Origin of the sequence: Vibrio sp. 1F255 (assembly GCF_041439145.1) — a bacterium.
GTDB lineage: Bacteria > Pseudomonadota > Gammaproteobacteria > Enterobacterales > Vibrionaceae > Vibrio > Vibrio crassostreae_C.
The window spans coordinates 1-12,271 of the sequence record NZ_JBGONQ010000033.1 but is presented as its reverse complement, the minus strand read 5'-3'; the positions used below and the strand labels follow the sequence as shown (position 1 = coordinate 12,271).

At 42.9% G+C, this 12,271-nt stretch carries 18 protein-coding genes; 2 read left to right on the top strand and 16 right to left on the bottom strand.

Annotated elements, in window-relative coordinates:
* Nucleotides 1-66 precede the first annotated feature (66 nt).
* A complete protein-coding gene (locus ACED41_RS17250) occupies nt 67-2,322 on the bottom strand; it encodes a peptidase U32 family protein (protein ID WP_017063916.1) in 2,256 nt (751 codons plus the stop codon).
* 173 nt (nt 2,323-2,495) lie between these two features.
* Here ACED41_RS17250 and ACED41_RS17245 point away from each other — a divergent pair, with 173 nt between their 5' ends.
* Nucleotides 2,496-3,086: a glutathione S-transferase gene (locus tag ACED41_RS17245; protein ID WP_017061817.1), complete on the top strand. Its 591-nt coding sequence runs from the start codon at nt 2,496-2,498 to the stop codon at nt 3,084-3,086.
* Nucleotides 3,087-3,309: 223 nt separating this feature from the next.
* Here ACED41_RS17245 and ACED41_RS17240 read toward each other — a convergent pair whose 3' ends face one another.
* From ACED41_RS17240 to ACED41_RS17210, 7 genes are all read right to left on the bottom strand, one after another.
* Nucleotides 3,310-3,759, bottom strand: coding sequence for a GyrI-like domain-containing protein (locus tag ACED41_RS17240; protein ID WP_371725332.1), 450 nt, complete (start codon nt 3,757-3,759; stop codon nt 3,310-3,312).
* A 67-nt stretch (nt 3,760-3,826) separates the two neighbouring features.
* Nucleotides 3,827-4,060: a hypothetical protein gene (locus ACED41_RS17235; protein ID WP_017066535.1), complete on the bottom strand. Its 234-nt coding sequence runs from the start codon at nt 4,058-4,060 to the stop codon at nt 3,827-3,829.
* A gap of 8 nt (nt 4,061-4,068) precedes the next feature.
* A complete protein-coding gene (locus ACED41_RS17230; protein WP_004733849.1) occupies nt 4,069-4,320 on the bottom strand; it encodes a Rho-binding antiterminator in 252 nt (83 codons plus the stop codon).
* Nucleotides 4,321-4,490: 170 nt separating this feature from the next.
* The gene (gene catB, locus ACED41_RS17225) at nt 4,491-5,123 is read right to left on the bottom strand and encodes a type B chloramphenicol O-acetyltransferase (RefSeq protein ID WP_017063920.1); all 633 of its coding nucleotides are present in this window, start codon (nt 5,121-5,123) and stop codon (nt 4,491-4,493) included.
* 93 nt (nt 5,124-5,216) lie between these two features.
* Nucleotides 5,217-5,948, bottom strand: a complete 732-nt coding sequence (locus ACED41_RS17220) for a glucose 1-dehydrogenase (protein ID WP_017066537.1) — start codon at nt 5,946-5,948, stop codon at nt 5,217-5,219.
* An 89-nt stretch (nt 5,949-6,037) separates the two neighbouring features.
* Nucleotides 6,038-6,421 (bottom strand): nuclear transport factor 2 family protein, encoded by a 384-nt coding sequence (locus tag ACED41_RS17215; protein ID WP_102428711.1) that lies wholly within the window; start codon nt 6,419-6,421, stop codon nt 6,038-6,040.
* Between the two features lie 51 nt (nt 6,422-6,472).
* Nucleotides 6,473-7,189 (bottom strand): HAD family hydrolase, encoded by a 717-nt coding sequence (locus ACED41_RS17210; protein ID WP_371725331.1) that lies wholly within the window; start codon nt 7,187-7,189, stop codon nt 6,473-6,475.
* A 254-nt stretch (nt 7,190-7,443) separates the two neighbouring features.
* On the opposite strand from ACED41_RS17210, the gene ACED41_RS17205 reads away from it, so the two are divergent.
* Complete coding sequence (locus tag ACED41_RS17205) at nt 7,444-7,776, top strand: PBPRA1643 family SWIM/SEC-C metal-binding motif protein (protein ID WP_017068336.1); 333 nt, start codon at nt 7,444-7,446, stop codon at nt 7,774-7,776.
* A gap of 104 nt (nt 7,777-7,880) precedes the next feature.
* On the opposite strand, the gene ACED41_RS17200 is transcribed toward ACED41_RS17205, so the two are convergent.
* From ACED41_RS17200 to ACED41_RS17165, 8 genes are all read right to left on the bottom strand, one after another.
* Complete coding sequence (locus ACED41_RS17200) at nt 7,881-8,123, bottom strand: hypothetical protein (protein WP_029222243.1); 243 nt, start codon at nt 8,121-8,123, stop codon at nt 7,881-7,883.
* A 132-nt stretch (nt 8,124-8,255) separates the two neighbouring features.
* Nucleotides 8,256-8,771 carry an adenylate kinase gene (locus ACED41_RS17195; RefSeq protein ID WP_371725330.1) on the bottom strand — a complete coding sequence of 172 codons (516 nt, stop codon included), beginning with the start codon at nt 8,769-8,771 and terminating at the stop codon, nt 8,256-8,258.
* 259 nt (nt 8,772-9,030) lie between these two features.
* Entirely contained in the window at nt 9,031-9,495 is a 465-nt protein-coding gene (locus ACED41_RS17190) for a DUF302 domain-containing protein (RefSeq protein ID WP_017066540.1), read from the bottom strand.
* A gap of 200 nt (nt 9,496-9,695) precedes the next feature.
* Nucleotides 9,696-10,217: a GNAT family N-acetyltransferase gene (locus tag ACED41_RS17185; protein ID WP_371725329.1), complete on the bottom strand. Its 522-nt coding sequence runs from the start codon at nt 10,215-10,217 to the stop codon at nt 9,696-9,698.
* A 69-nt stretch (nt 10,218-10,286) separates the two neighbouring features.
* A complete protein-coding gene (locus ACED41_RS17180) occupies nt 10,287-10,544 on the bottom strand; it encodes a hypothetical protein (RefSeq protein WP_017066541.1) in 258 nt (85 codons plus the stop codon).
* A gap of 203 nt (nt 10,545-10,747) precedes the next feature.
* Nucleotides 10,748-11,329, bottom strand: coding sequence for an HD domain-containing protein (locus ACED41_RS17175; RefSeq protein ID WP_017063928.1), 582 nt, complete (start codon nt 11,327-11,329; stop codon nt 10,748-10,750).
* 67 nt (nt 11,330-11,396) lie between these two features.
* The gene (locus ACED41_RS17170) at nt 11,397-11,804 is read right to left on the bottom strand and encodes a GNAT family N-acetyltransferase (RefSeq protein WP_102333302.1); all 408 of its coding nucleotides are present in this window, start codon (nt 11,802-11,804) and stop codon (nt 11,397-11,399) included.
* A 75-nt stretch (nt 11,805-11,879) separates the two neighbouring features.
* On the bottom strand, nt 11,880-12,197 hold the full coding sequence (locus ACED41_RS17165) for a histidine kinase (RefSeq protein WP_371725328.1): 318 nt from the start codon (nt 12,195-12,197) through the stop codon (nt 11,880-11,882).
* Between the last annotated feature and the right edge of the window lie 74 nt (nt 12,198-12,271).

Sequence of the window (12,271 nt, the reverse complement as noted above, 5' to 3'; positions counted from 1 at the left end):
CGCTCTTTGCGTTAGAAGCTATAAGCCTTACAGCCCATAGACATTGAACCCTATAAACCTTGTACGCTATAGACCTTGCACGTACTGAGCATTAGTTCGAACTTCAACCATCTGCTCTAGGTTCTGTTGTGAACCTTCAACGCCGTTCAGTAGCGCTTCGAAATGCTTGATAAGCTCAACTTTATCTTTCACTTCTTTAGAACCTGCACCGATGTTGGTTAGGTCAATGAAGAACTCGTCGAACAGACCAGAGAAGTCAGTTACTGCGTCGTGGTTCAAGAACTGCTCGTGGTTGTAAATGCTTGGGTAGCCACCCTTCTGTTTATCAACCGCAAAAGAGATGCCTTTCACGTTGGTAATCGTGGTCGCTTTCTCACACTTCAACATACAACCTGCTTCGATGCTTGGCTTGTTACAACCCACGGTTCTTTGGAAGAAACACTGACGGCTGGTCATCATCAAGATTGGGTGGTAAATGCTGTAGAACAGTTTGAAGTTCTCTGGGCGACGAATATGACGAATCTGACCTTTGTTGATCTCGTTCGAAATGAATGCGCCTGCACAGTTCAGCTCTTCTTTCAGAGTAACCAGTGCGTGAGAGTTGGTCGTGTTCATGAACGGGCCTGCAACCCACTCAATACCCATCTCGTAAGCTTTGTAAGCAATACCCGTGTTGTTGGTTACGATGCGAGCTGGCTTGATCTCTTCAAGAATACGAACCGCTTCGTCGTAATCTTTACCGATCAATACCGCTGGGAACCAAGGAATCAAACGTGGGTTTGCTGCCAAGATGTCGATGTACTTGTTACAACGCTTCTTGAAGCTTTCTGGAAGTTTGAAGTAAACATCCGCGTCAGTCACGTCACACAGGTGTAAGTCTTCTACATCGGCGATAAGCATCGACATAGTCGGCTTCTCGTTCACTTTAGGGTGCTGAGGCAGTGCTGGCACTTCAACGTGCTTAATCACTTCCACAGAGCCGTTCAGAATGAAGTCGATCTCGTCTTTTAGGTCTGAAACTTCTTTTAGAGGAATCAACAAGCCTGCATCCACTTCACTGAAGTCGTGGCTTTCTAGCGTGTGAACTGCACTCTTCACGTTTTTGAAGCGCTTCTCAAGTAGCTCTTGAGTAATCGCCTTCTCTTCAACCGCTTTCAATAGCGATTTAGATTGAAGAGTAAAGTTCTCTTTTGGCGTGTTCACAGTCACCGTAAATGGTTGACCCACTTTTGCGCTGAACGACAGTGCTACTGGTGTCTTACGAATATCAAGGAACTCGATCTTGTCACGCATTTCGTTACCAAGAACGTCTTTCGCTTGGTGAAGTTCGTTGGTCACTTCTTGAATCTGTACAACTGAGATTTCGTTGTTCTGCTCCGTCGCTTTTTCAACAGCGTAGTTCATGCTGTTGTCGCGCGGGTTATCGATGAACATGTCTTTCGTTAGGTTGCCCTTTAGGAAAGAGTTGGTGAAATCACGGTTGAATACTTTGTGTAGGTTCGAATCGTCTTCGATCAACAAACCACTTTCTACAAAGCTATCAATCTGTTTACGCCATGTGTCTACCACAGTGTAAACGTAGTGTGCGCCTTTAATACGGCCTTCTACTTTCAATGAGTCGACTTTCGCATCAACCAATTCAGGTAGGTCGTAGTAAGCTGAGTTATCTTTCAGGTTAAGTGGGAACTTGTTGCCCGCGTTGGTGATTTCGTACTCATCACGACACGCTTGGCTACAACGACCACGGTTACCTGAGTTACCCACACTTACTGAGCTTGAGTAACATTGACCAGAGAATGCGATACACAGAGCGCCGTGTACGAACACTTCGGTTAATACGTCGTGATCGTGTGCCACTTCCGTCAGCATCTTGATTTCAGGCAGGTTCAACTCACGAGACAAGTTAACGCGCGTCGCGCCAATCTTAGACAAGAACTTAATCTGACCTTCGTTGTGCGTAGTTAACTGAGTCGACGCGTGAACGTCTAACGATGGGAAATGCTTCTTAACCAGGTTGAATAAACCCAAGTCTTGAACAATGATGCCGTCCACTTTGGTGTTCACAAGCTGGTTCAGCAGTTTGGTGATGCTCTTAGTCTCGTGCTCCAGTAGCACAACGTTAAGAGTCAGGAACACTTCACAGCCGTATTCATGAGCAAGGCGAATCACACCATTCAATTCGTCTAACGACAGGTTAGAGGCTCTGTTACGAGCGTTGAATGTGTCTAAACCACAATAAACTGCATTAGCACCCGCTACGATGGCGGCTTTTATCGCTTCTACATCGCCACCTGGGGCTAATAACTCAATTTTTCTGCTCATTTTTGAAGTCGCTCACTTACTTATAATTTTTAAGCCGCGTATTCTACCCACATCACGATCTCTTTACCACCGTACAACACTTTTCAAACTAAATGACCTCAATAATGCCGAACGAATCCGATCTACCTATCCTTTATTCTTTACGCCGTTGCCCTTATGCAATGCGCGGACGAATGGGCATCGCACTATCACAGCAAAAAGTGTTACTTCGAGAAATCGTTACCAAAGACAAGCCTAGCGAACTATTGGCCAGTTCGCCAAAAGGAACAGTGCCTGTATTGGTGTTACCCAATGGACAAGTCATTGAACAGAGCTTGGATGTGATGAACTGGTCACTTCAACAAAACGATCCTCAAGATCTTCTGCGTTCAAGCAATCCAACGCTTAGCGAACAAGTTCAGCAGCTCATTAAAACCAACGATGAAGAATTTATTGGTCACTTAGAAAGGTATCGTGCATCGGTTCGTTACCGAAACATCGATGTTGAACAACGCCGACAAGCCTGCGAAACCTTCATTAAGCAGTTAGAAGTGCGACTTACCGATCAGCCCTACTTTTTTGGAGAAAGCCCAAGCTTGGCCGATTTTGCGGTGATGCCTTTCGTCAGTCAGTTTGTGCGAGTCGAAAAGAAGTGGTTTGTGAAATCGGAATATCAAAACGTAGGACGTTGGTTAAGAGCGCACCTTGAAAGTAAGCTCTACACCCAAGTCATGAAGCAATACCCTTTGTGGAATGAAACCAAGCAAGATTGTCTTTTTGGATAACTTAAGAGAATTTTGGGTGACTTAAGGGTATCTAGGGTGATCTAGGGGAATTCTGGAATAGATAATTCCTAGGTATTAAAGTAGTTACGTGACACTGTATCTTCTTTGTAAAGAACAGATATTCAAAGGCTTATCTGGGATTCCGTTGTCTCTTTACCGGTAACTACTGTCTCTTAACTGGCAAACACAGTCTAAGCTAAGCCTTTTGTTCATTTTAACCTGATCACTGAATCGCTATCGAAATCTCGACTTCAGTTTCACCTTTGTATAGTTCAAAATCTGTCGTGTAAGTTCTCACATGTGGGCAGTCAGCAGCGCTGAAATACGCCCACACTTCACCCCATAGGTCGATCACAGCTTGTGGTAATTCACCTTCAGCAGAAAACGTTAAGTATTTACCTGCTTGTATTTCGGTTTCTACAAGCGTATCAACATTCTGATCCGTAAGTGCATTAGTACACGCGATAACATCAAATTCGCCCGTAAAGTCAGACTCGTAGTTAGTGTAAACGCCATACACTTTTGAATCCGGTGTTAATTTCGGAAATGCTTGGTCAAAAAAGCCCTGCCACAATTGCCCTATCTTGGCTTTGGCTGGGTCCATCTCATCGGTATTAGTGGTTCTTACTGAAAAACCATACGCCTTTACGGCTTCAATCGTTTCTACTTTCATTCGTTTTATTCCTAAGCCAATTGACGATCTAACTATATTGAATCCAATGTTTTGTAAAATAACACGACTAATCTTGTATCTCTTTATGCCCACACTTTTCACAGACAAGGTGACGAGAAAATTCGTCCATAGATGCGATAAATGGGCCAAGAAACCAACCTTTTATCATGCCTGCCCAAAACTCGCTTCGCTTTTGGTTAGGTTTCTCTGCAAACGCACTCGTCTTTCTGACCAACACCACAACGTGCTGTGTATCTTCTCGGCATGCGGTGCAATAGCATTGTTCTATGGTGTTATTCATTTGAAAGCCTATGACGTTTTGAATGAAATCTGCTGAAAATGAGGGTTGTCGACACAAACTTCTAGTGTGGAAAGGTCTGTGAGTACGACAAGTTGTTCTACACCTTGAATACTGACCTTAATGCACTCTTCACGGCTATCATTGCGTTGAGTATCTAATCCGACACATTCAATCTGCTCGCCAGATTTCAGCGTTAATTTGATTGGGTATCGGTGCATACACACAATCTCAATATAATCGTAATCGTTGCAACTAATCATAATACCCTTCCAATTCATCCACCACGCTAATGCGACATGCCATACTATTCAATATCTTTACAATCAATAAGTTACTCGTATCACAATCGCATTGCCATAATCAGATTATTGAGTAATTTGTTAAATTTAATCTCGTTCTCACCATTCACATTTCATCTGTGAACGACAATTTAAGGCTTCAAGAATCCTTTCCAATAATGGTACAAACCACCAATGTCTGAAGAACACATTAGCGACATTGCGCCTTTGATTTGTTCTTCGCTCCATTCCCACCATTTCATTTCTAGCAACTGAGCGATTTCAGTCTCATTGAAACGATAACGGATATGGCGTGCTGGGTTTGAACCGACAATCGAGTATGGCGCGACATCTTTAGTCACAACCGCTCGACTTGCGATGATGGCTCCGTCACCAACCTTAACACCACTCATGATCATGGCTTCTGTACCAATCCACACATCGTTACCAATCACGGTATCACCAGAGCGTTCAAAGCCGTCTATCGCACCTTCAAACTTCTCATCGTCTTGATAGAAAAACGGGAAGGTACTCACCCACTGGTTTTGGTGGCCTTGGTTGCCCGCCATCATAAACACGGCGCCAGAACCAATCGAGCAGTAGCTGCCAATGATCAGCTTATCGATGTCGGTTCTATCCGGTAATAGGTAACGCGCACAGTCATCAAAGCTGTGGTTATGGTAGTAACCCGAGTAATAGCTGTGCTCGCCCACGATGATGTTCGGGTTGGTCACTTGTTCTTTGAGTGACTTTCCAACAAACGGGCTTTCAAAATAGTTTTTCATGGTTGTACTCTTAGTTTCGTTCTTTTAGTTAGGTACTTTTGTTGCGTGTTGATGGTTGTAACTTGTTTATATTAGTGTAAAGGCAAACGTGCCCTATCGACCGCCTGCAATATCAATAAACGAGCCGGTGACATACGAAGCTTCGTCTGATAATAACCACGCGATAGAGTTCGCGACTTCTTCTGGTGTGCCACCTCGTTGTAACGGTAACTGCGAAGCTAGTCTGTCTACGCGATCTGGCTCTCCGCCGTCTGCATGCATCTCAGTATAAATACAACCTGGCCTTACGCCATTCACTCGAATATTGCGTGAAGCTAATTCAAGCGATAAGCCTTTGGTGAGTGAATCCATCGCACCTTTCGATGCTGCGTAATCCACATACTCAAACGGTGCGCCAGTACGAGAAGCGGCAGACGATACATTCACAATCGAACCCGCGCCATCGGCTTGTTTGATAAAGGCTTTACTGCACAGAAAGCAGCTTGATACGTTGGATTTCATCACCTTTTCAAAGCGATCCAATTCAATATCAACCAATGGTGACTGGGTAAACAAGATCCCGGCATTATTAACCAAGTGAGTCACTGGACCTAGCTTGTTACGAGCAATCTCGAATAAGGATTTCACGTCCGATTCAACAGACACATCCGCACGCACACTAATCGCGGTTCCGCCTTGTTCGCGAATCTCATTCACTAGATCTTCAGCTCGCGACTCATTGTGTATGAAGTTAACGCATACAGCATAGCCTTGACTGGCCAACAATTTAGACGTCGCTGCGCCAATGCCTCGGCTTCCGCCGGTTACAACCACTACCTTGCTCAATGAAACCTCCTAATGTTTACTTATTCTGTGCAACCTGATTATTCGATACGACCTAGTTGTTCGTGACAAACTGATCGTATCGATACAAACTAATTGTTCGATACGATCTGAACCCACTGCGATCGCCACGCCGGCGCTTCGAATGGTTCTGGCCAAAACTCAGTTTGCTTTTGAATTAAACCATCAACAACCGTGTGAAAGGTGATCACTCGGTCTTTCAGCACACTGTCAGTAACTGAAATGTCCGTTACTACCGTATCACCTTCACAGACAATCGAATTGAGCGTGAACTCCCAAACACCATTGGCTGGATATTCAGAGTTGATTGCCGTGAAGTTGTGGCGGCCTACCGTCAATTCAGACGACTGAGGCCAATAGCCTTCAAAATCTGCGGCTAGCCATTCGCTTGCCTTGGCAAAATCATTACTGCGCATTGCATCCCAAAAACCTAATACCACTTGTTTTGGTGTCATTATTCTTCCTTAAAGTCATTCAGGTGTGGTGATTTTTAAATGTCTGCTTCGTTATGCGTACTTGCTAATGATCGTTAAAAGATCATCGACACTGTTAGCAATGTAATCGGGCTTGGTTTGCCAATTTTCAGGTTTCGATCGGCTATAACCTGCTGCAACGGCAATCACTTTTGCGTTTTTACCCAGCGCGGCTTCAATATTGCGAGCAAACTGTGTGTCCGCTTCATGGTCACCGATGTACATCAAACAAAGCTCGTTAGTCGGATCGGCGCCAAATATGTTCTCGACACATTTCACACCACCAAATGGATGGGGTTTTTGGTTGCCGTTCGAAACATCGTCATAACCCACTACCGATTTAAACAAATCGCCGATGCCATAACTGTCGAGCACACCACGAATATTCAATTGAGAGTTTTGAGAGCAGATCCCATGAGGAAGATGAGCAAACTGATTAACCACGGTTTCCATTCCTTCAAACAAGGCGACGGCTGTTTGGTTTTTCTCTTGATGCTCTGCCCACATTCCACCAGCGATCAACATTTCATCGTGTGATAAGCCGTAATAGTCGATATATAAGGCTTGCCAGTTTTTAGCCCCGTGGTTGGCTTCATGATAAAGCGCTTCGCTAAGCAAATATTTAGGTAAGTTCTCACCTGATAAGTGTGGCGCGACCACAGAGATAATATCTTTAGTAATTGCGATATTCTTTGGAACTGAATTCACTAAGGTTCCATCGTAATCCCACAGGATGGCATCTAACTTCATGGGGTATCTCGTTGTTTAAATTGACGATTTCAATTTATCACTTGAAGGCCTGTTAAGGGAAATCTTATTGTCTTGAGTTTCAAAATTAGTCTAATTAGAACAAAGCTATAAAACAAATAATTGCTGGCAAACAAAAACCAACAATCTTTGCTCACATCACTGCTTTATCAATTGCAATATATGCGTATAATCCCCGCTCCATTGCGCTATCGCCGTTAAAAATAGCGCCATTCAACATTTTTAATGAGTACCCAATGTCGAAACTATTTTTCAAAGGCCGTATCGAAACAAGACAGAACCACGTTCTTGCTGGCTACAACGTAAACCGCGATGTGAAAGCGGGTACTGAAGAATCTCCAATCGCAGTAATGGTTCAAACTGAAGCGCGCAAAGCAGAAGTTGAAGCACTAGCCGCTGAAAATACTATCTTCGTTACTGTTACAGTCGACGCAGACAAAGAAGAGAACACCATCGAGCTTGATACTCTACTGAACAAGCCAAAAACGATGACGTTTGAAAAGACCCCTAACCGTAACGACCCATGTTCTTGCGGTAGCGGTAAGAAATACAAGAAGTGTTGTGCATAAGGCTTCTCACTCAAACTGCCAATAGCACGATGAGTTAAGTAATACCTAACGGGAAGATCATTGAGGTCTTCCCGTTTTTATTTGCCTAAGCCAAACTCACAAACTCAGTCGAGGTTGTCTGGTGTATTCAGATATGTTCCACATTGGGTACATTTGTAATCACCTGTCGCGCCCGAACCTGTAACACCAAAAGATAGAAGCTCCGATAAAATTCGTTGGAGTAAGCTCGGTTCTTTATCTTCAGCTTGTGGTGCCTTTTGCACTTGGCTACTGAACATCGTGTACCTATGCAGTGTAAGTTCCTTACAGTTACAGCAGAACGCTCTCGTCTTCTCACTTCCATACATAATATCTATAGCCTTAATTCAAAGCACAAATTCAACACATGGCAAATATGCCACATGTTGAGTTAAATCTATATATTTTCATGAAGTTATGAGCAAATTAAAGCGTTTCAAAGAAAGGTAAGCTCTCGACTGTTAAGTGACGTGTTGATGAACAAAGTTATTCAATTCAGTCACGCTTCTGATGATGTAAACCTCTTGCTCTTTAGCACGCAATTCTAACTGCGCTTTAAAGTCGTCATTCCAAAATTTAGGACACAGTTTTAGTGTCTTATAACTTTGTATCGTGCCTTTTATAACTGAACTTCCATCAGGCCAGCCTTCAGGTTTAACGAATAGACCTTTGAGCATTCGCTTGGTTACAAACCAGTAGCTAATTGAATAAGGAAGGTCGATATAAACCAAGGTATCAGCTGCATCTAAACGTGTGTTGAACGAGCCTAGAGGGCCAAAACCATCGATGATCCAGCTTTCTGACTTAAGTATGCTCTCATGAGCCTGCTCGAATACTTCACGTTCAACAAACTCTCCGTTGGCCTTATAAACAATAGAATCTAACTGGTGAAGCTCTATCCCTGTAGCTAGTGCTAACGCCTTGCTGATTGTGGATTTTCCACTCCCAGGCTTGCCAAAAACCGCGATCTTTTTCATATGACTTCCTCTATTCAGATAAAACCCATAAGACAGCGACAAAAAACCCACCTTACGGGTGGGTTCGATAAACAAAGCGCATCAACAATCCCACCATTCCTATGGAATGATGATAATTCGTTGGTTAGATTGCGCTAAATTCAGTTTCATAAAACTACTTTTATATACTGTTGCTTAGTTGTCAACACAATGACTAATGGGCGATATCATCGTCATATCGCACCCATTAATAGTCTTAATGAGTGCTTATTGATCTTGGTTATTTTGCTTTCTTTTTCGCCACTGTCGCTTCTGATAACTTGCTTAGTACACCCGATACTTTCTTAACGACCTCGTCACAGCCATTGATCGCGTGACGCTCTACCAAGTAATTAGGATCGTTGTAAGACAACCATACTTTCTTATTAGAATCCTCAGTGACTAACACCTTCTGCGGTAAATCTATCGCGACTTCTTGAGCACATTGCATTAATGGTGTCCCTACTTTCGGGTTACCAAAGATGATGACTTCCGTTGGTCTCAATTCAAGATCGACCTTACTCGCGTTTTTCTGATGGTCGATTCTCGCAAACAAGGTCAAACCTTTGCTCTTGGCGATTTCTTCAAAGCGGTCAGCGGTCTCTTTCACTGAATAATTACTTTGGTATTTAATCAAACCATCAGAAGCCGCAGCTGAAAATGATGCCGAGAGTAAAATGGCGCATAGTGGTAGTAATTTTTTCATCGTCACCTCTGAGATTTAACCTAATCAAACTTACATTCATAGCGCCACTTCCAAATTCAGCGACGTAACCCATGTCAGTATAGACGCGATTCCATTCTCAGTTTGCAGAGAGGATCACTTTTCTAATGCGTCTTATTATCATCAGTTTACCTAAAGTTTATTCACATCGTTAACTCATGGAGTAACTTAAAACAAGAGAGCTAATACATATAGCCAAGCCAATCAATATCCCCTAAAGGCCATCGTTTTCCGTTCAATGGTTTTACATATAGGTCATCAATTTCTTCAACAGCGACGCCATAACTAAGGTGCTCATGAAGTCTTAACCAAGAGTTAGTACTAGTAATTTGGATATACCCTTGTGAGGAATAGAAATCATGAAGATCTGATATCAAAATAATGAAATCGACATCCCTATTCTTTGCATACTCATCCAATTCACACAGCATAGATTTACCAACACTTTGCCCTCGGACATTCTCAGCAACACAAAAATCAATAACACCTAATACTTTGTAAGCACTGTCACCAACACTGACCATACGGTAATCAAGACCAAGGTAGCCGACGAGTCGTTCTTCACGGTATTGCAGAGCTCGCATATGAGGGAGTTGTTTATAATAAGAACGCTCTACCTGATGATCGGGGAAAGAGCTATTTCTCAGAGCGGTAATGGCTTGATGTTGCTTTTTGGACACTTCGATTTCGGATATGATTTCCATACAGTCCCTTGTAATTTCTGACTCATATTTATTATTGTCATGAGATTTACATCAAATGTTCATACCCAATCAGTGCCAAGACTTAGTCCCACATTTCTCACATTGGTATTCGTAATCACTGTCTACATAAAAACCGGGAACATTATGGTCACCTCTAAACAATAACGTCACCAGGTACTCCATCAACACGCCTAACTTCCATTGTTTCTTTTCAGATTCAGCGTCCGCTTTAGATTCAGCATCGGAAGCGCTAACAGCAAGGTGCGGGGTAAGTGCGTCGCACTGCTCACAGTGATAAGGGTGTTTAATATACTTATTATCAAGCATTTATATAAGCCAACTGATATTTATAAATTTTATACATACTAACAACTTATCACTCGGTTCTCGAACTTATTGTTGTCCACTAGAGTTTTATTAGAAAGAAATGAGACACAAGGTAAGTGCCATGCATCTTGAATCAGTTACCATCGAGTTCTCCCTCATTGAAAAGCTAAAGCTATTCTTACGCTAAGGTATGAAATTAACTTTTACTTTAATAACCCTTTTTCCGCAGCACCTTCAAGTTGCACTTCTAGCTCTTTCCATAAGGCACGACTGCCTTTAGAAATACGCTCGCCATTGAAGGTCAGTACTTTGTCTTTGGATATGTTGTGCTTCTTCCAGCTGTGACCACCACCATGGATGTTATGAAGCAAAGGCGGCACTCTATCGATCGCCTTACAAAATCTAGCTTCTGGTGACTCACCGGCTTCGAACTCAAGCCATAAATCCAAATACTCGCTTGTTGAATGGCTCGGCAATGATTTCAGCAACCGCTCGACGCAGTTTCTCTCTTTGAGCTTGTTTTCTTCGGTTTCACTGGCATAAATGATGGTGTCTCCGGCATCGATTTCCCCAAGATCATGAATCAGCAGCATCTTCATTACTCGCGTAATATCGATTTCTTCATTGGCATAGTCTTTCAACATGAGTGCGCTCAAACAGACGTGCCAACTGTGCTCAGCGGAGTTTTCATATCGATCCAATCCAACCGGTTTTGTCTGTCGATGAACATCCTTTAATTGTTCAATCTCGACCATGAATTGCAGAATGCCTTTGATTTCTTCCACGATGAGCTTCCTTAACTTAAGTTGATGATTTAGCGGTGCGGAGGGTTAACCTAACGAAAGAGAAGCGTTACTCCCAATGAACCGACATTTTGTAATACGCAACACCCGATTTTTCAAATTCAGAGCCTTCTACAGCCATCCCAAACTTTTGATAAAAACCTAAAGCCGTTGTGCGCGCATCGCACCAAAAATATTGGATGTTTGATTCTTTGAGGTTAGAGATGGCATGATCAATCACGTTTGAACCGATTCCCTGCCCTTGGAATTCAGGCAGCGTGGCAAACTTTCTCAGCCTCGCTTCATTGCCTTGGATATAGATAGACGCGACACAAACCAACTGCTCACCAACAAACGCGCCGTAATGCGTTGCTTGTTCGTCATCTGGCACCATACAAAACGACATCGGTTTATCAGGCCAAAGCACTTGATGCCTAACCGGAAGTACCTCCGTCGCTGAAAGCTGTTTTATTTCCATATTATCTCCAATGTTCAGAAACCTACGTAAGTATGCAAGCTTGAAATGAAGCAAATCCTTTTCAACATTAATTTACTATTGAGTAGTCTTGGCATACATTTCACAAACGACTTCGACGTTTAGAAAATTACTTGTGCGCCAAAAAGGCTGGCGTTCAAAACCTCGAGTTGCATTTCTTTGTTTGTAGCCATCCGGATTGCGACCAAAATAAGATGTTAACCTTGCCGTCATATCATTTTCGAGCGAAATTCCGCTAATCGAAATATCGTAACCGCCCTGACATGGAGATACCCATACCTGCCCATTAGCCCCACTCAAACTAATATTCTTTGTTGTTATTTGTTGCTGATGTAGAACCAAAGAAACTGGCAAACGTTTATTTAAATCAGACACTATTCTATTCATTAGGGCATACATAGACAGAACCTTAAGCACTAAGCTCAGCGTAAATTCCGTCTAACGTAATG